This is a genomic window from Ensifer sp. Root142, assembly GCF_001426785.1.
GTDB classification, from domain to species: Bacteria; Pseudomonadota; Alphaproteobacteria; order Rhizobiales; family Rhizobiaceae; genus Ensifer; species Ensifer canadensis.
In genome coordinates this window covers 80,030-97,426 of record NZ_LMFK01000047.1, presented here as the reverse complement: position 1 = coordinate 97,426, position 17,397 = coordinate 80,030, and the positions used below count along the sequence as shown (strand labels likewise).

General features: G+C 61.0%; 11 protein-coding genes, 3 tRNA genes and 1 riboswitch. Of the genes, 11 read left to right on the top strand and 3 right to left on the bottom strand.

Annotated features, from left to right (window positions below):
* Positions 1–355: 355 nt before the first annotated feature.
* From lon to ASD52_RS32575, 4 genes are all read left to right on the top strand, one after another.
* Positions 356–2,776, top strand: coding sequence for an endopeptidase La (gene lon / locus ASD52_RS32590; protein ID WP_025426571.1), 2,421 nt, complete (start codon positions 356–358; stop codon positions 2,774–2,776).
* A 222-nt stretch (positions 2,777–2,998) separates the two neighbouring features.
* Positions 2,999–3,274: a DNA-binding protein HupB gene (hupB, locus tag ASD52_RS32585; protein ID WP_025426572.1), complete on the top strand. Its 276-nt coding sequence runs from the start codon at positions 2,999–3,001 to the stop codon at positions 3,272–3,274.
* A gap of 122 nt (positions 3,275–3,396) precedes the next feature.
* A riboswitch (FMN riboswitch) is annotated at positions 3,397–3,649 on the top strand.
* Between the two features lie 86 nt (positions 3,650–3,735).
* Positions 3,736–4,635 (top strand): DMT family transporter, encoded by a 900-nt coding sequence (locus ASD52_RS32580; RefSeq protein WP_057212386.1) that lies wholly within the window; start codon positions 3,736–3,738, stop codon positions 4,633–4,635.
* Between the two features lie 98 nt (positions 4,636–4,733).
* Entirely contained in the window at positions 4,734–6,929 is a 2,196-nt protein-coding gene (locus ASD52_RS32575; RefSeq protein ID WP_057221474.1) for an esterase-like activity of phytase family protein, read from the top strand.
* A gap of 94 nt (positions 6,930–7,023) precedes the next feature.
* Here the strand turns inward: ASD52_RS32575 and ASD52_RS32570 are convergent, their stop codons facing one another.
* Both ASD52_RS32570 and ASD52_RS32565 read right to left on the bottom strand, forming a co-directional pair.
* Positions 7,024–7,497, bottom strand: coding sequence for a MarR family transcriptional regulator (locus ASD52_RS32570; RefSeq protein WP_025426575.1), 474 nt, complete (start codon positions 7,495–7,497; stop codon positions 7,024–7,026).
* A gap of 183 nt (positions 7,498–7,680) precedes the next feature.
* Positions 7,681–9,519, bottom strand: a complete 1,839-nt coding sequence (locus ASD52_RS32565; RefSeq protein ID WP_025426576.1) for a HAMP domain-containing methyl-accepting chemotaxis protein — start codon at positions 9,517–9,519, stop codon at positions 7,681–7,683.
* Between the two features lie 376 nt (positions 9,520–9,895).
* Here ASD52_RS32565 and ASD52_RS32560 point away from each other — a divergent pair, with 376 nt between their 5' ends.
* The 3 genes from ASD52_RS32560 to ASD52_RS32550 are packed head-to-tail and all read left to right on the top strand — an operon-like array spanning position 9,896 to position 15,085.
* Positions 9,896–11,173 carry an exonuclease SbcCD subunit D gene (locus tag ASD52_RS32560; RefSeq protein ID WP_025426577.1) on the top strand — a complete coding sequence of 426 codons (1,278 nt, stop codon included), beginning with the start codon at positions 9,896–9,898 and terminating at the stop codon, positions 11,171–11,173.
* Positions 11,173–14,634: an AAA family ATPase gene (locus ASD52_RS32555; RefSeq protein WP_057211428.1), complete on the top strand. Its 3,462-nt coding sequence runs from the start codon at positions 11,173–11,175 to the stop codon at positions 14,632–14,634. The genes ASD52_RS32560 and ASD52_RS32555 overlap by 1 nt, the downstream gene beginning before the upstream one ends.
* Before the next feature lie 52 nt (positions 14,635–14,686).
* Complete coding sequence (locus ASD52_RS32550) at positions 14,687–15,085, top strand: cupin domain-containing protein (RefSeq protein WP_025426579.1); 399 nt, start codon at positions 14,687–14,689, stop codon at positions 15,083–15,085.
* A gap of 298 nt (positions 15,086–15,383) precedes the next feature.
* On the opposite strand, the gene ASD52_RS32545 is transcribed toward ASD52_RS32550, so the two are convergent.
* Positions 15,384–15,459: transfer RNA gene (locus ASD52_RS32545), tRNA-Val, on the bottom strand.
* A 471-nt stretch (positions 15,460–15,930) separates the two neighbouring features.
* Between ASD52_RS32545 and ASD52_RS32540 the strand changes: the two genes are divergently transcribed.
* The 4 genes from ASD52_RS32540 to ASD52_RS32525 all read left to right on the top strand — a co-directional run bounded on the left by ASD52_RS32540 (position 15,931) and on the right by ASD52_RS32525 (position 17,389).
* Positions 15,931–16,007, top strand: a tRNA-Asp gene (locus ASD52_RS32540).
* Between the two features lie 75 nt (positions 16,008–16,082).
* Positions 16,083–16,159 (top strand) — tRNA-Asp (locus tag ASD52_RS32535).
* A 295-nt stretch (positions 16,160–16,454) separates the two neighbouring features.
* Positions 16,455–16,820, top strand: a complete 366-nt coding sequence (locus tag ASD52_RS32530; protein WP_025426580.1) for an NADH-quinone oxidoreductase subunit A — start codon at positions 16,455–16,457, stop codon at positions 16,818–16,820.
* Positions 16,811–17,389, top strand: a complete 579-nt coding sequence (locus ASD52_RS32525; protein WP_025426581.1) for an NADH-quinone oxidoreductase subunit B — start codon at positions 16,811–16,813, stop codon at positions 17,387–17,389. Before ASD52_RS32530 ends, ASD52_RS32525 begins: the two co-directional genes overlap by 10 nt.
* Positions 17,390–17,397 lie beyond the last annotated feature (8 nt).

The window sequence follows — 17,397 nt, the reverse complement described above, 5'->3', positions numbered from 1 at the left end:
GAAAAAGCCCGCCTCGTGCGGGCTTTTTCATGGCCTTGCACTTAGTTGTTGAGATGGCTTGCGCGGGGGACGATTTAACAATTCGGTTGTTGCTAAAGTGTCTTAACAACGCAATGATGTGACGATTCAGTAGAGGGCCTCGGCCGTTGCATATCCTTGAAGCCTCGTTTTCCGTCGCAAGGTACGCAACAGCAATAAAGCGTAGTCAGAAGGACCCGGCCACTGATGGTGGATGTTGCGGCGAGCCTTGAAAAGGACTCTCTAGCACTCCACTTTCATGTGGAAAATATGACAACCGGGAGTGCCGCTGTGGCTCCCGGGAACGGGCCCGAAATCGGGACGGAAAGGAAATGACATGACGAGCAAAACGTCTCCGGCGACTGAAAGCGCGACCTATCCGGTCTTGCCGCTTCGCGACATTGTAGTCTTCCCGCACATGATCGTGCCGCTCTTTGTCGGCCGTGAAAAGTCCATCCGTGCGCTTGAAGAAGTCATGGGGACCGACAAGCAGATCATGCTTGCCACCCAGATCAACGCGACGGACGACGATCCGGAAGCCTCGGCGATCTACCAGGTGGGCACGATTGCCAATGTCCTGCAGCTCCTGAAGCTGCCCGACGGCACCGTCAAGGTGCTGGTCGAAGGGCGCACGCGCGCCAAGATCGACAGCTACACGCCGCGCGAAGAATTCTACGAAGCGTCCGCACAGGCGCTCGACGAGCCGGAAGAAGATCCGGTCGAGATCGAGGCGCTCAGCCGCTCGGTCGTCTCCGAATTCGAAAGCTACGTGAAACTCAACAAGAAGATTTCTCCGGAAGTCGTCGGCGTCGCGAGCCAGATCGAAGATTATTCGAAGCTTGCCGACACCGTCGCATCGCATCTATCGATCAAGATCGTCGAAAAGCAGGAAATGCTGGAAACCACCAGCGTGAAGATGCGCCTGGAAAAGGCGCTCGGCTTCATGGAAGGTGAGATCTCCGTCCTGCAGGTGGAAAAGCGTATCCGTTCGCGCGTCAAGCGCCAGATGGAGAAGACCCAACGCGAGTACTACCTCAACGAACAGATGAAGGCGATCCAGAAGGAACTCGGCGACGGTGAAGACGGCCGCGACGAGATGGCCGAAATCGAAGAGCGCATCGCCAAGACCAAGCTTTCCAAGGAAGCGCGCGAAAAGGCCGACGCCGAGCTGAAGAAGCTGCGCCAGATGAGCCCGATGTCGGCGGAAGCAACCGTCGTGCGCAACTATCTGGATTGGCTGCTTGGCATGCCGTGGGGCAAGAAGTCCAAGATCAAGACCGATCTGAACCATGCCGAGGAAGTGCTCAACGTCGATCACTTCGGCCTCGACAAGGTCAAGGAGCGCATCGTCGAATATCTCGCCGTCCAGGCCCGTTCGACGAAGATCAAAGGCCCGATCCTGTGCCTCGTCGGCCCTCCGGGCGTCGGCAAGACTTCGCTTGCCAAGTCGATCGCCAAGGCGACCGGCCGCGAATACGTGCGCATGGCGCTGGGTGGCGTTCGTGACGAAGCCGAAATCCGCGGTCACCGCCGCACCTACATTGGCTCGATGCCCGGCAAGGTCGTCCAGTCGATGAAGAAGGCGAAGAAGTCCAACCCGCTCTTCCTGTTCGACGAGATCGACAAGATGGGCCAGGACTTCCGTGGCGACCCGTCCTCGGCTCTGCTGGAGGTGCTGGATCCAGAACAGAACTCGACCTTCATGGATCACTACCTTGAAGTCGAATACGATCTGTCCAACGTGATGTTCATCACCACGGCGAACACGCTGAACATTCCGGCGCCGCTGATGGACCGCATGGAAGTGATCCGTATTGCCGGCTACACCGAAGAGGAAAAGCTGGAAATCGCCAAGCGGCACCTGCTGCCGAAGGCGATCCGCGATCACGCGCTGCAGCCGAAAGAGTTTTCGGTCACCGACGGTGCGCTGATGGCGATCATCCAGACCTACACACGCGAAGCCGGCGTTCGTAACTTCGAGCGCGAACTGATGAAGCTCGCCCGCAAGGCGGTAACCGAGATCATCAAGGGCAAGGCCAAGGCAGTGGCAGTCACTGCCGGCAACATCCAGGACTACCTTGGCGTACCGCGTTATCGTCACGGCGAAGCCGAACGCGACGATCAGGTCGGTGTGGTCACAGGTCTTGCCTGGACCGAGGTCGGCGGCGAACTGCTGACGATCGAAGGCGTCATGATGCCCGGCAAGGGCCGCATGACCGTCACCGGCAACCTGCGCGACGTGATGAAGGAATCGATTTCGGCGGCGGCATCCTATGTCCGCTCGCGGGCGATCGACTTCGGCATTGAGCCGCCGCTGTTCGACAAGCGCGACATCCACGTGCACTTGCCGGAAGGCGCGACGCCCAAGGATGGCCCGTCGGCCGGTGTTGCCATGGCAACAGCGATCGTCTCTGTCATGACCGGTATTCCGATCTCCAAGGACGTGGCGATGACGGGTGAGATCACCCTTCGCGGCCGCGTGCTGCCGATCGGAGGACTGAAGGAAAAACTGCTGGCGGCCGTTCGCGGCGGCATCAAGAAGGTGCTGATCCCCGAGGAAAACGCCAAGGATCTCGCCGAGATCCCGGACAACGTGAAGAACGTGCTGGAGATCATCCCCGTTTCGCGGATGGGTGAAGTGCTCGAGCACGCTCTGGTCCGCGTCCCGGAGCCGATCGAATGGGACCCGGCAAATGAGCCGGCAACCGTCGCCGCGGTTGATTCGCAGGACGAAGCGGGCGCTTCCATCGCCCACTGATTGACAGGACCGGGCGGGTGCAATTGTGTTCCCGTCAGGCCCATTTGGCAGAAAAACAAGGAAGACCGGCCTCTGGCCGGTCTTTTTTGTTGTAAAAGCATGCTGCAAGCCTTGCATTCCAAGGGATTAGGCGCAATTGGGAATGGCAAGACGCGGGCGATGCGCAAGCCGCCGCGGCTTAAAAACACAGTCGTTTCGAACCATTTTGAAAGGGGTGGAAACATGAACAAAAATGAGCTCGTGTCTGCCGTTGCTGAGAAGGCCGGACTTTCCAAGACCGACGCATCTTCCGCAGTTGATGCAGTTTTCGAGACCATCCAGGCTGAACTTAAGGACGGTGGCGACATTCGCCTCGTCGGTTTCGGCAACTTCTCCGTTTCGCGTCGCGAAGCCTCCAAGGGCCGCAACCCGTCCACGGGCGCTGAAGTTGACATCCCGGCACGCAACGTTCCGAAGTTCACGGCCGGCAAGGGCCTGAAGGATGCCGTTAACGGCTGATAGGTTTGCTTGACGGCCGGATACGAGGCCGGCCGTCCAAGTCTTGAAGGGTTCGGTTCACGCCGGACCCTTTTGCGTTTCGGCTGCCCTTGCAGCAGCGCGGTCTTTGGTCTACGGCTCAGCCCTGTTCTCAGGGCGGGGTGAAACTCCCCACCGGCGGTAAGGGCTCAGCGCCGCGCGTCAAATATGACGCGCAACGGACGCTGTGACACTTGAAAGCTGCTGCATAATTTTCTCCTTAAATCGGATTGGATTTAAGGAATTATGCAGCAGGCCCAAGCCCGCGAGCACTTCAGGCGCTGTCGTGTCGGAAGGTTAGCAGATCCGGTGCGATTCCGGAGCCGACGGTCACAGTCCGGATGAAAGAGAATGATCGTGGGTGCGACGGGCGGGCGGTCCGTCGTCGCATCCTGCGCTCATGTGTCCTGATTTGTGTAGGTCCCTGTTTGCGGATGAAGGACATGAGCGAGACGACCCAAGCACTTTTCACCTCCCGTGCCATGGCCGGTGCGGCCTGGATGATACTGGCCGGCGTCGCCTTTGCTCTCCTGAATGTCGTCACGCAATGGATGACGATGCAACTCGGCTTTTCCGCCACCTCGACTGCCTTCTGGCAATATGCATTTGCACTCGTCTTCTCCCTGCCGTTCCTGTTTCGCGCCGGCCTGTCGGCCATGCGCACCGATTACCCCTGGCGTCACGTCATTCGCGTTGCCTTTGCGGCGCTCGGCGTAGGGGCCTGGGTTTCGGGCCTGGCTTCTGTTCCGATCTGGCAGGCGATCGCGCTGGTGATGACATCGCCATTTTTCATCATTCTTGGTGCGCGGCTCTTCCTGGGCGAACGCGTTGGTCCGGCACGCTGGGCAGCGGCGGCAGTCGGCTTTGCCGGCGCCACGATCATCCTGCAGCCCTGGTCGGAAAGCTTCACCTGGGCAGCGCTGCTGCCGGTTTTCTCGGCGCTGCTCTGGGGGGCGGCGTCGCTGATCACCAAGAGCCTGACAGGCATCGAGCGCCCTGAGACGATAACGGTCTGGTTGCTCGTGCTTCTGACGCCGATCAATGGTGTGCTGGCGCTGTCGGCAGGGTTTGTCGTGCCGAGTGGAACTATCCTTGCGCTATTGGTGCTGGCGGGGCTTTTGACCGTGGTGGCACAGTATCTGTTGACGCTTGCCTATACCGTCGCAGACGCAGCGTATGTGCAGCCTTTCGACGATCTCAAGCTACCGCTCAACGTTCTCGCCGGCTGGCTCGTCTTCGGTTATGCGCCGAGCGGCTATCTGTGGCTGGGGGCGGTCCTGATCCTCGGCGCCTCGCTTTTCATCATGCGCAACGAGATGAAACGCGAGCGCGCGACCGCGTAAGACAACGCTGCACAACAAAGGCGCGAGACTGTCATGCGCCTGTCATCGCCATCCCGCAGAACCCCCTTGTTTTGAATATTCGACATGGGGGATTTTTCATGACCATTTCATCATGCAGAACGGCACTTGCCGCCATACTTCTTGCGTCCGTTGCCTTTCCGGCTGCCGCCGAACCGGTGTTCAATCGTATTGCGTCCTTCGCCGTTGCCGACAATCTGCCGGAGGGCGATGCCCGCAAGGACGCGACATCCGCGGAAATCATTACCGCCACCGAAGACGGCAATACGCTGATCTATTCCGATAGCCCGGGCAAGCGCATCGGCCTTATCGATATCACCGACGCCAAGGCGCCGAAGGCGGCCGGTATCGTGTCGTTCGATGGCGAGCCGACCTCGGTAACCGTCGCCGGTACCAAGGCCCTGATCGCGGTCAACACACGCGAAAGCTTCACCAAGCCTTCCGGCTTTCTCGCTACCGTCGACGTTGCCTCGAAGAAGGTCGAGTCGACCTGCGATCTCGGCGGCCAGCCGGACTCCGTCGCGGTCAACAAGGACCGGACCATTGCTGCGATCGCGATCGAGAATGAGCGCGATGAAGAGGTCAACGACGGCAAGATCCCGCAGATGCCTGCCGGCGACCTGGTGATCCTGTCTCTGAAGGATGGTGGTGCCGATTGCGCGACGATCAAGCACGTGACCCTCACCGGTCTTGCCGAGGTTGCAGGCGACGACCCGGAGCCGGAATTCGTGTCCTTCAACGGCAAGGACGAGATTGCGCTGACGCTGCAGGAGAACAACCACATCGTCATCATCGACGGCAAGTCGGCGACGGTAAAGACGCATTTCTCCGCTGGCGCGGTCGACCTTAGGGACATCGACGCCAAGCGTGACGGCGCTATCGCCTTCATGGACGAGCAACCGGGCCGCAAGCGCGAGCCTGACGCCGTCAAGTGGCTCGACGACAATCGCATCGTCGTCGCCAACGAAGGTGACTATGAGGGCGGTTCGCGCGGCTTCACCATCTTCGATACGGCCGGTAAGGTCCTGTTCGAATCGGGTGCGAGTTTCGAACACGAGATCGCTTCGATCGGCCACTATCCCGAGAAGCGCTCGTCGGCCAAGGGCGTCGAGCCGGAAGGCCTCGAGGCTGCCAAGTTCGGCGAAGACAATCTGTTCTTCGTGCTTGCCGAACGTGCATCCGTCGTCGGCGTTTACAAGGACACCGGCGCCGAGCCGGAACTGCTGCAATTGCTGCCGTCGGGCATCTCGCCGGAGGGTGCCGTCGCGATCCCGTCGCGCAATCTGCTTGCGACCGCCAACGAGGTCGATCTCGGCGAAGACGGCGGCGCTCGCTCGCATGTGATGATCTACGAGCGTGGCGAAGGTGAAGCCGCCTATCCGCAGATCCGTTCGGCGGACAAGGATGGTCTGCCGGTGGGCTTCGGAGCCTTGTCGGGCCTCGCAGCCGTTGCCGACAAGCCGGGCTTCCTGCGCGCAGTCAACGATTCGGTTTATGCATCGCAGCCGACCATCTTCACCATCGATGCGACGCAGAAGCCGGCGTTGATCACCGAGACGCTTCGGATCACCCGCGATGGCGCCCCGGCACAGAAGCTCGACATCGAAGGCATCGCCAATGATGGGGAAGGGGGCTTCTGGCTCGCTTCGGAAGGCAACGCCGACAAGCTCTACAGCCACGCGCTGCTGCGTGTGAACAAGAAGGGCGAGATCAAGAAGGAGATCGCCCTGCCCGAAACTCTGCGTGCAGGCGAGAGCCGCTTCGGCTTCGAGGGTGTAACGGTTGTCGGCGAAGGCGACGATCAGGTTCTCTGGATGGCCGTCCAGCGCGAATGGAAGGACGACGAGAAGGGCTTCGTCAAGCTCGTCTCCTACAAGCCGTCGAGCGAGGAATGGGGTGCTGTGCGTTATCCGCTCGAGAAGGCGGATGGCGGCTGGGTCGGCCTGTCGGAAATCTCCGTCCACGGCGATTATGCCTATATCATCGAGCGAGACAACCTGATCGGCCAGGCAGCCAAGCTGAAGAAGCTCTACCGTGTCGCCCTTGCCGACCTGAAGCCGGCAGCCCTTGGCGGCGAGCTTCCTGTCGTCAAGAAGGAAGAGGTTCGCGACCTCCTTCCCGATCTGAGGGCCCTGAAGGGTTACGTCGTCGACAAGGTCGAAGGCTTCACCGTCGATGCCGCCGGCAACGGCTATGTCGTCACCGACAATGACGGCGTCGACGATTCCTCCGGCGAGACACTGTTCTTCTCCATCGGTGCCATCGACGCGATGTAATCGTCGGGCCAGGAGAAAAACGAAAGAGGCCGGGACATGACGTCCCGGCCTCTTTCTGTTTCGGCTATCTGTAAAGGCTGGGGGAAGGGCGGGCCTAGCGAGCGACCGCAATCTGTGCTGCTTCGGCCTCATCCTTGCGCTTGCGAATTTCGTCGGTCTTGTCGACGAGTTTGCCGACGATATCGAAGAGCTGACCGAGCTCCTTGTCGTCGAGCGCGGAGAAGATCTCCTCGATCAGCTGTTTGCGCGGGTGTTCGGCTGCCTCCAGGATCACGCGTCCCGTGTCGGTGATCGAGACGATCTTGGCGCGGCGATCCTCGGGATCGGGTTTGCGCATCACCAATCGGTCGCGCTCGAGGCCGTCGATCGCTTCGGTGACGGTGCGCGGCGCAAAGTTCAGCGCGCAGGCGATATCCGTCGAGCGACAGGGGCCGAGCTTGCTCAGGAAGAACAGGAATTTGCTCCGCGCCAGCGAAACGCCTTCCTCCGTCATCGACTCGTTCACGAGCCGGTGGACGCGGTGATAAAGCTCAAACAGTCTGTCGGAAACTTCGAATGTCTTCTTCATGATCATCGTTGGAAAATTGTGAGGTGCCATGTCAAATGGCAGCAACATTATTGATAGTTACAATTGCTACATTTGTCGACTAAAACCTCTGCAATTTCACGGTAACGACCTCCGCAAGCAAGAAACGGCCTCCGTTTCCGGAGGCCGTTTCACTTGTAGTGCCAAGAATTTCACCCGTTCGGACTATGCTGCCCGGCGCGATGAGCCGGTCCAAGGCGCGTAACCGTGGCCCGAATCCTGGGCCAATGTGAAGCGAGCGATCAGTTCGCGAAGACGGCCGGCCTCCTGTGCCAGCGTCGCGCTTGCGGCGTTCGCCTCTTCGACCATTGCGGCGTTCTGCTGGGTCACCTGGTCCATCTGGTTGACGGCGGTGTTGACCTCGGAAAGCCCGGCGGACTGTTCCTGTGCCGAAACGGCGATCGCGTCCATGTGCTGGTTGATCGTGACGATAAAGCCTTCGATCGTGCGCAGAGCCTCGCCGGTTTCACGCACGAGTTTGACGCCGCTCTGCACTTCCACCGCTGAATTGCGGATCAGGTCCTTGATCTCCTTGGCGGCATTGGCCGAACGCTGTGCGAGTTCGCGCACTTCCTGGGCGACGACGGCAAATCCCTTGCCGGCATCACCGGCGCGCGCTGCTTCCACGCCGGCATTCAGCGCCAGCAGGTTGGTCTGGAAGGCGATTTCGTCGATGACGCCGATGATGTTGGAGATTTGGCTCGACGAATGCTCGATGCGGCCCATGGCGTCGATTGCGCCGGAGACGATGGCGCCGGACTTGTGGGCGCTTTCGTTTGCCTGGCTGGCAATGGCGCGGGCTTCGTTGGTGCGCTTGGACGAGCTGCCGACATTGACCGTGATCTGGTCGAGGGCGGCTGCCGTTTCTTCCAGCGACGCGGCCTGCTGTTCGGTGCGACGTGACAGATCGTCGGCGCTCTGGCTGACTTCGCGTGCACCGCTGTCGATGCTGCCCGAGCTGGAGGAGACGGCAGCCAGTGTATCGGCCAGCTGGGCAACGGCCTGGTTGAGGTCGTGACGCAGCTGTTCGAAATCCGGTGCGAAAGGTTCGTTGAGCTGGAAGGCGAGATCGCCGGCCGCCAGGCGGCGAAGACCGGTTGCAAGGCCGGCTGTCGCTTCCTGCAGACGGAGCTGTGCGGCCGCCTCGGCCTCTTCGGTCACGCGGTGACGCTCGGCCTCTGCCTGCGAACGCTGGACCTTGGCATCTTCCTCGAGCTGAAGATTGGAGATGGCCGCCTCGCGGAAGACCTCGACGGCGCGCGCCATCTCGCCGATCTCGTCCTTGCGCACGCCATAGGGAATGGCGGTGGCCGTATCGCCATTTGCGAGACCTGCCATCGAGCGGGTGATGATCTGGATTGGACGGGCAATGCCGCGGATTGCGTAGAAAATAGCGCCGAGGACGATGAGAGCCGCAACCGCGATGACAGCCATTTCGATCATACGGATCTGGTCGTGCGTGGTGGAGCTGTCAGCAACGGCAGCGTCGGCGCCGGCCAGATTGAGCGCGCGCATTTCCTTGATCGCCTGGTCGACCTGCTGTTCCCTCTCGCGCATCTCGACCTTGAACACGCTTTGCGCCTTCATATTCTCGAGATTGTTGGAGAGCTTGACCATGCCGGCGGAAACCGAGAGGTAGGCCTCATAGGCGCTCTTGACCTTTTCAAGTGCTGCCTTGTCGGCGTCGTTGACCATCAGGGCGGCGTATTCGTCCGAAAGCTTGTTGAAGCCATCTACGGTTTCGCCGATGACCTTCTCGGCCGCCTTCTTCTCGAAGGGGGTCAGCGAGATCAGGTGCCGGGCAAACGACATGCGTGTGTCCGAAAGCTGGGTTTCCAGTGCGCGCGAGAGCGAGACACGCGGCAGCCACGTGGTGGCAATCTCGTTGTTGCGCTCGTTCATCATCTTGATGCCGCCAAGCGAGGCGACGGCCAGAACGGTGACGATGAGGCCAACCATCAGGAAAAGGGCAATAAGGGTGTGTGATATCTTTAGGCGCGACATGAATAACTCCGGAGGAACGGCGTCCGTAAAAGCTTGTGCATGAATAAGTCGTTCCGGCTCTTGATCGTCATGACGGAGCGGATGCCGAAGCAGGGAGTCATTCCTGTGCTTGGCCGCACGCAAAATGCAGCCGAGCGGAACCTAGCCAACAAGTTCTTACAAAAGCGCTAATCGATTAAAGTGAGTATAATCTGATATTTGCACATAGGGGCGCGCGCTTTTGCGGCAGAACGTTTCAAGTCGAAACTCCAGTCATTACGTATGAGCGCTGGCTTTACTTAACTGCCCTGAAATAACGGCGAGTGACGGGCGCATCCGCGTGGATGACGGTGTCCGGCGCATTGACGGGTGCTGCTCCCACGGGCCATGGTCGGCCATGTCCTTCCGCTTCGTTCACACCGCCGATCTTCATCTTGATTCCCCGCTGCGCAGCCTTGCGCTTCGAAATGCCGAGCTCGCCGACATCGTGCGCGGTGCGACCAGGCAAGCGCTTGTGAGGATCGTCGATCTTTGCCTTGCCGAAGAGGTCGATGCCTTGCTGATCGCCGGCGACCTTTATGATGGCAGCCAGACCTCGATGAACACCGCGCTGTTTCTCGCTGGCGAACTGCGCCGGCTCGACGAGGCCGGCATCCGGGTCTTCATCATCCGCGGCAATCACGATGCCCAATCGCAAGTGACGAACGAGCTGACGCTCTCGCCATCGACACACGTCTTCAAGGGCCGCGGCAAGGCAGTCCTCGCAAAGACGCTGGAGAGCGGCCGCGATGTCTATATCCATGGTGTGAGCTTTGCGAACCCCCATGCGTCGGAAAGCTTGCTGCCGTCCTTTCAGTCACCGGTCGCCGACGCGATCAATATCGGCATGTTGCACACGAGCCTCGCCGGCGCTGCCGGCCATGACCTCTATGCTCCCTGCAGCGTGGCGGATCTCCAGGCGCACGGCTTCGACTATTGGGCGCTCGGCCATGTCCATCAGCGTCAGGTCCATGCCAGCGAACCTTTCGTCGTCATGCCGGGCATGCCGCAGGGGCGCGACATCAACGAAGCCGGCAGCAAGGGCGTGACGTTGGTGACGGTGACCGACGAAGGGCGGGTTTCGATCGAGGAGCGGGCAATCGGCCTTGCCACCTTCGAGCGGATCAGCCTTGACCTCACCGGCGTTTCCGAGTGGGGCGATATGCTTGATACGGTCGGGAACGCTTTCTTGCAGTCGCGCGAGACGACCGCTGCCGACAATGTGATCTTCCGCCTGACACTGACTGGCGCGACGCCGCTTTCCTGGCGCATGCGCCGTGATGGCGATCTGCTCCGGGCCGAGATCGACAATGTGGCTGCGGGCAACGGCGGCTGCTGGGTCGAGAAAATCGAGCTCGATTGCCGCAGTCCTGGTGCAGAGGCGGGGGCGGTTATGGCTGATCCGGTCGACGAACTGGCGGCCCTTGTCGGCAGCGATGTCCTGCCGGCCCACGGTTTCCGTCAGGAAGTGCGCTCTGCGGTCGAGGAATTGCTGCAGCAGTTGCCGCCGGACCTGCGCCAGGTTCTGGCGCCGGATGAGGCGGCGGTCGAAAGACTGGCGTTCGATGCCGGTGTCTCCGGTGCTGCGGAGGTGCTCGCACACCTTCATGGCAATGCAGGCGAGGGTTCACGCTGATGCGGCTGCGCGAACTCGACCTGGTGCGGTACGGCAAGTTTACCGAGCGGCGCCTCGACTTCGGTCCGGCGATATCAGGTAGGCCAGACCTGCATATCGTTTACGGCCCGAACGAGGCCGGCAAGTCGACGCTGTTTTCGGGCTTCCTCGACCTGCTCTTCGGCATCGAGCATTACAGCTCCTACGGCTTTCTGCACGCCTATCAGACGATGCGGGTTGGCGGCACGATCGAGGCGGCCGGCCGCACCCATCAGGCCTTCCGGATAAAGCGCAAGACCAACACGCTGGTCGGTGCCGACGATCAGCCGTTGCCGGACAATCTGTTTTCCGCCGCGCTCGGCTCGATCGACCGCGCGACCTACCGCATGATGTTCTCGCTCGACGACGACAGTATCGAGCAGGGAGGGGAGGCGATCCTGAAGAGCGAGGGCGAACTCGGCTCCCTGCTCTTTTCCGCCAGTTCAGGTCTGCCGGACAGCGCTGCGATCCTGTCTATCCTGCGCGCCGAGGCGGATGCCTTCTATCGACCCCAGGCACGCAAGCATCAGCTTTCCGAGCTGAAGGCCGAACTCGATGCGTTGAAAGTCGAGCGCAACGGGCTGGACGTCAATGCGCGTGAATATGCATCGCTGCGCAAGACGCTTCTTGCCGCCCGCGAGCGCCACGACGCGGCCATGGCGCGGCGCGTCGAACTGCGAGTGGAGCGCGATCGCCTGCGAGCGCAGATCGATGCCTTGCCGCTCTTCCGGCGCCTGTGTGGCTTGCGCATTGATCTGGCAAAGGCGCCGGCCTTGCCGCCAGCGCCGGCCGAGTGGGCCGCAGAACTGCCCGCACTGCGACGGCGCGACATCGAAATTGCGACCAGGTTGCGTCAACTCGCGGACGAAAGTCGCCGTCGGCAGGAAGAGCTGGAGGTCCTGCCGCATGACAAGGCGGCCCTCATCCTGGTGGAACGTTTGAACGCGCTGCAGGAGACGGCGCTCGATGCGCGTTACGTCACAGCCGCGCGCGACATGCCCGCACGGATCGACGAACTGTCGCGGACAAATATCGAAATTTCTGCCTGCCTCGTTAGGCTCGGCGAGCGCGGCGACCAGGATCCGGCATCGCTGCTGTTGCCGACGGCCACAGGCGCTCGCCTGCAGGAACTCTCACGGCGGCATTCCGCGTTGCAGGAGCGTGCGGCATCGGCTCGACAGGAGGCGGATGGGGCAAAACGGATGGAGCGGGAGGCGACAGACGAGCTGGCGCGGCTGCAGGCCGAACGCAGCTCGGCCATCGATCCGAGCGCGTTTGTCGAGCGCTTGCGGCGTGTTCGGCAGGATGATTGCTCCCTGCGCCTGCAGGCCACCCGACAAGTGCTCGAACGCCTGGATGCAGAGCTTGCCGACAAGCTGGCGGCTTTGAAACCCTATTCAGGCAGCGCCGATGATCTGCTTGGCCTGACTGTGCCCGCTGCCGGCACGATCGAGACCTGGCGACGCGACACGGCGGCGCAGGACCAAAGGCGCCTGCGCCTTGCCGACCGCGTCGCGAGCGAAACTGAACAACTGGCCGGAGAGGAAGCTCGCCTCGCGGCCCTGATTGCTTCGGGCGGCGCCCTTGACGACCGGGCGTCCATCGAGATTCGCCAGCAGCGACAACACGCCTGGGAGCGGCACAAGGTCCGGTTGGATGCGACGACTGCGGAAATCTTTGAGGACGCGTTGGGTCGCGACGACGATGCGACGGCATTGCGGCTCGCCGAGGCAGCAAAGGTCGCGGATATGCGCTCGCTCGCTTTGTCGATCGCCGAGCGCCGGGCGCGTCTTGATGAGCTTGGGCGACAACAATGCTCGCTCGCCGAGGAGGCGTCTGCACTTGCACAGGCGGTCAAAGCAACAGCCTCTGCAAGCGGTTTACCTGACGTCACGCAGTTGACGCAGCTGGAAGCCTGGCTCGTGTCCCGGCTCGCGGCGCTCGATGTCCGCACACAACAGCGTTCTACGCGGCTGGAGCTCGATCGCGCCCAGGCCGACGAGAATGACGCGCGCGATGTTCTGAAGGATTCACTTGCCGAGATCGGTGTGACCGAGCGTTTGCCGCAACGGCTCGACGATCTCATGGCCTTTGCCGAGAATGCTGTCGGGCAGGCCCAGGCGGCTTTTTCTGCCGGCAAGGCGGCGCGCGAGGCGGTCCGACGTTCCAGTGACGCGCTGGAGCAGCGTAAGTCGATCTTGGCGCAAGCCGAGGACGCCCTGTGCTCCTGGCGGGAGCAATGGGACGATCTGCTCTCAACCACCTGGCTTGCCGGTCGGCCGGAACAGCTGCTGCCGGATCAAATCGCCCCCATGCTCGCGGTCTTGCAGGATCTCGACAAGCTGGTGCAGCGCAAGGCCGATCTCGATCACCGCGTCGCCGGCATGCGCAAGGATCAAGTGGCTTTTGAAGCGGCGATCGCAAATCTTGCCGGTGTGCCCGACACCGGAGATACGCTTGCGATTTTCGCCGCCATGAAGGCGCGTGCCGCAGAGGCTGAAAAGCAGGAGGATCGGCGCGCTACGCTGTTGACGGAGCTTGCCCGCCTTGAGGAGGAGAAACGCAGCGTTGCTGCCGAGCAGGATCTTCACATTGCCCGCAAACGTCTGGTCCTCGACTTCTTCGACTGCGAGACATTGGATGAAGCCGGCTTGCGGCTCGACGCTTCCCGCGAGCAGGAACGGCTGCGCCAGCGCATTGCCGAATCGGAGGCCGACCTTGCGCAGCGCCTTGGTGTCGCCCGCAGCGAAGACGCCGAGGCGTTGCTGGCTGCGCTTGACGACGAAGCGGTGCGGCTGGAACTGGCTCGCGTCGAGGCGCTGCTTGAAGAGAGCGACCGTGATGTAAGTGAATTGCACGCCGACATGCGGACGAAGGAAGGGGCGCTCGCCAATATCGCCGGCGACGACGCTGTCGCAGCACTCGATCAGCGTCGCCGCACGCTGCTTCTGGAGATCGAGGCCAAGGCGCTCGGCTATCTCAAGCTGAGAGCCGGCCTGATCGCCGCCGAGCAGGCACTCCGGCTCTTTCGCGAGCGCCATCGCAGCGGCATGATGCGGCGCGCCTCGGAAACCTTCAGCCGCATCAGCGGTGGAGAATATTCCAGCCTGTCGGCGCAGGCCGACAAGGGTCAGGAATTCCTGATTGCCAACGCCGCAACTGGCGGGTCCAAGCTGGCGCGCGATCTTTCCAAGGGGACGCGCTTTCAGCTTTATCTGTCGCTCAGGATCGCCGGCTATCACGAGGTCGCCGCGGCGCGCGAAACCTTGCCCTTCATCGCAGACGACATCATGGAGACGTTTGACGACGGCCGCGCCGGTCGCGCCTTCGAGCTGATGGCGGATATGGCCCGCGTCGGGCAGGTGATCTACCTGACGCACCACGAGCATCTTTGCGATATTGCCCGAACGGCGTGCCCGGAAGTGACTATCCACAGGTTATGATGCCGACATGCCGTCGGCGAATGATCGTGACGGAAACCCGGAGGAACGGCAGATGGAAATCATACCCAGCGGATCGCGAGCGTCGACACGACCCTCGGCCGACTACTTCACCGGGACAGTCAGGCAGGATCCCGTCATCGAGGCAGCAGAGCCGGCCCGTGTGCGCGCCGTCAACGTGACCTTCGAGCCCGGCGCGCGGACCGCATGGCATACGCATCCGCTTGGGCAGACGCTGGTGGTGACATCGGGCAGAGGCCTGGCGCAGGTCTGGGGCGAGCCGGTGCGTGAGATTCGTACGGGAGACGTGGTCTGGTTTCCGCCAGGCGAAAAACATTGGCACGGTGCCGCGCCTGACACGGCCATGGTTCACCTCGCCATCCAGGAAGCGCTCGACGGCAAGGCGGTCGACTGGCTGGAGCATGTCACCGACGAACAGTATCGCGGCAGCTAGCTGATTCTTTTGCTCGTCTGCTGCTTTGCGATTCGTGACGAATCTGTCGCCAGCGCGTTCACAGCGCACGTGGCGTAAGGATCGCTTTCAACAAATTCGGTTGCATCGCGCGAAAGGCGCAGGTCGCTCTATCGTCGAAGCCTGTGCGGGCGTTTGCCTTGGGTCACGGTACCGACAGCTCGATCTGATGAACGCCTGAACACAGGAAGCGCAGAATTTTGGCCACGGACAGTTCGACAGTGAAAACATGAACGCAAATGCGCTTGTTGAGTCGGCGGTGGAAGTTCCAAGGAAAAAATGGTGGGCGATGAGAGACTCGAACTCCCGACATCCTCGGTGTAAACGAGGCGCTCTACCAACTGAGCTAATCGCCCTTCAGCGTTCGGACCGGATGTGTCCGCCGCGTCGGTGGCCGTGATCTAGGCGTAACCGAAAAAAACCGCAAGAGCATTTCCGTCGTTTTTTTGATTTTTTTTGCACGAGGCGACAAAAGTGCAGGAGTTGCCGGGTTTTCACATTGTGGAAAAAAGCGGAGAGCGGCGACTGTGGAAAAAGGTGATTGGCCACGCGACGACTTTCATCCGAATCCATCAGTCGCTGGCATGTATCTGTGCATTGTCTTTCCTCACGCCAGAGCCGGCTGCTGCGCAAAGGGCAGGGGCCCTCTCTCTTAAGGGGAGGTCGAGGGCGGCTTTGACATTGCCTGTGGATCAAAATTGGCTCCGTTATGGATTTGTCTCCAAACACGCTTGACACCCAAATGCGAACCGCTTAGTTAGCCGCTCATCGAACGGGCAAGCCCGCTCGGTGCCGGGGCGGAAACGCTCCAGCCACTTCAAGATGATGCGGGTGTAGCTCAGTCGGTTAGAGTGCCGGCCTGTCACGCCGGAGGTCGCGGGTTCGAGCCCCGTCACTCGCGCCATTCTTGACATGGTTTGACTTGAGGCATTCTCACGAAGCGCCGATGGTGGTAATACTGACCCCTTGGGTCATATGCGCGGGTGTAGCTCAGTCGGTTAGAGTGCCGGCCTGTCACGCCGGAGGTCGCGGGTTCGAGCCCCGTCACTCGCGCCATTTACCTCTTGATTCCTCCGATACAACGTCACTGCAAATTCTGTTTTTTGCAGTGCGGCAATCTGTCCTTCTGGCGTCGCTTTTACCGTAAAGTCTGCCCGTGCCTGCAAATCAGCGCTTTGCCGCGACACGTCGTCCAATCCTGTGCCGCGAACCGGTTTAAATGGCCCTCGAAGGCTTGCGCGCAAGCGCGGGCTGCGCTAACCACTCTGGCGTTGCAACATATTTTTCGGCCTGCGAGATTTGTTGTTTGGCGCTCTCCCATGCGCCCTCCCGCAGGCAGGGACGGATAACAATGACTGAACTTCTCGGTTCCTATGTTCCGATCGCGATTTTCATTGGAATCGCACTTGTGATCGGCGTGGCACTTTTGATTGCCCCCTTCGCCGTCGCGTTCAAGGCGCCTGATTCGGAAAAGCTGTCGGCCTACGAATGCGGTTTCAATGCGTTCGACGACGCTCGAATGAAGTTCGACATTCGTTTCTATCTTGTGTCGATCCTCTTCATCATCTTCGACTTGGAAGTCGCCTTCCTCTTTCCGTGGGCCGTCTCGTTCCACCAGCTGGGCTGGTTCGGATTCTGGTCCATGATGGTCTTCCTCAGTGTGCTGACGATCGGCTTTATCTATGAATGGAAGAAGGGAGCGCTGGAATGGAACTAGCATCCGGCACCACGCTCGTTGCGCCCAAGCCGAAGGGGATCATCGATCCCTCGACCGGCAAGCCGATCGGCAGCAATGATGCATTCTTCGGCGAGATCAACAATGAGCTCGCCGACAAGGGTTTTCTGGTTACGTCGACCGACGAGCTCATCAATTGGGCGCGCACTGGTTCGCTGATGTGGATGACCTTCGGTCTTGCCTGCTGCGCCGTCGAGATGATGCAGATGTCGATGCCGCGTTACGACGCCGAGCGCTTCGGCTTCGCGCCGCGCGCTTCACCGCGCCAGTCCGATGTGATGATCGTCGCCGGCACCCTGACCAACAAGATGGCGCCAGCGCTCCGCAAGGTCTACGACCAGATGCCGGAGCCGCGTTACGTGATCTCGATGGGCTCGTGTGCCAATGGCGGCGGCTACTATCACTATTCCTATTCCGTCGTGCGTGGCTGCGACCGTGTCGTGCCCGTTGATATCTATGTGCCAGGCTGTCCTCCCACAGCAGAAGCGCTGCTTTACGGCGTGCTTTTGCTGCAGAAGAAGATCCGCCGGACCGGCACGATCGAACGCTAAGGGTAGGG

Bases quoted from the DNA above. Each gene is read 5' to 3' on its own strand.
- ASD52_RS32575 (WP_057221474.1), top strand. From the start codon at position 4,734: ATGACCATTTCATCATGCAGAACGGCACTTGCCGCCATACTTCTTGCG.
- ASD52_RS32560 (WP_025426577.1), top strand. From the start codon at position 9,896: ATGTCCTTCCGCTTCGTTCACACCGCCGATCTTCATCTTGATTCCCCG.
- ASD52_RS32555 (WP_057211428.1), top strand. From the start codon at position 11,173: ATGCGGCTGCGCGAACTCGACCTGGTGCGGTACGGCAAGTTTACCGAG.
- ASD52_RS32565 (WP_025426576.1), bottom strand. From the start codon at position 9,519: ATGTCGCGCCTAAAGATATCACACACCCTTATTGCCCTTTTCCTGATG.
- ASD52_RS32525 (WP_025426581.1), top strand. From the start codon at position 16,811: ATGGAACTAGCATCCGGCACCACGCTCGTTGCGCCCAAGCCGAAGGGG.
- ASD52_RS32580 (WP_057212386.1), top strand. From the start codon at position 3,736: ATGAGCGAGACGACCCAAGCACTTTTCACCTCCCGTGCCATGGCCGGT.
- ASD52_RS32550 (WP_025426579.1), top strand. From the start codon at position 14,687: ATGGAAATCATACCCAGCGGATCGCGAGCGTCGACACGACCCTCGGCC.
- ASD52_RS32530 (WP_025426580.1), top strand. From the start codon at position 16,455: ATGACTGAACTTCTCGGTTCCTATGTTCCGATCGCGATTTTCATTGGA.
- hupB (WP_025426572.1), top strand. From the start codon at position 2,999: ATGAACAAAAATGAGCTCGTGTCTGCCGTTGCTGAGAAGGCCGGACTT.
- lon (WP_025426571.1), top strand. From the start codon at position 356: ATGACGAGCAAAACGTCTCCGGCGACTGAAAGCGCGACCTATCCGGTC.
- ASD52_RS32570 (WP_025426575.1), bottom strand. From the start codon at position 7,497: ATGAAGAAGACATTCGAAGTTTCCGACAGACTGTTTGAGCTTTATCAC.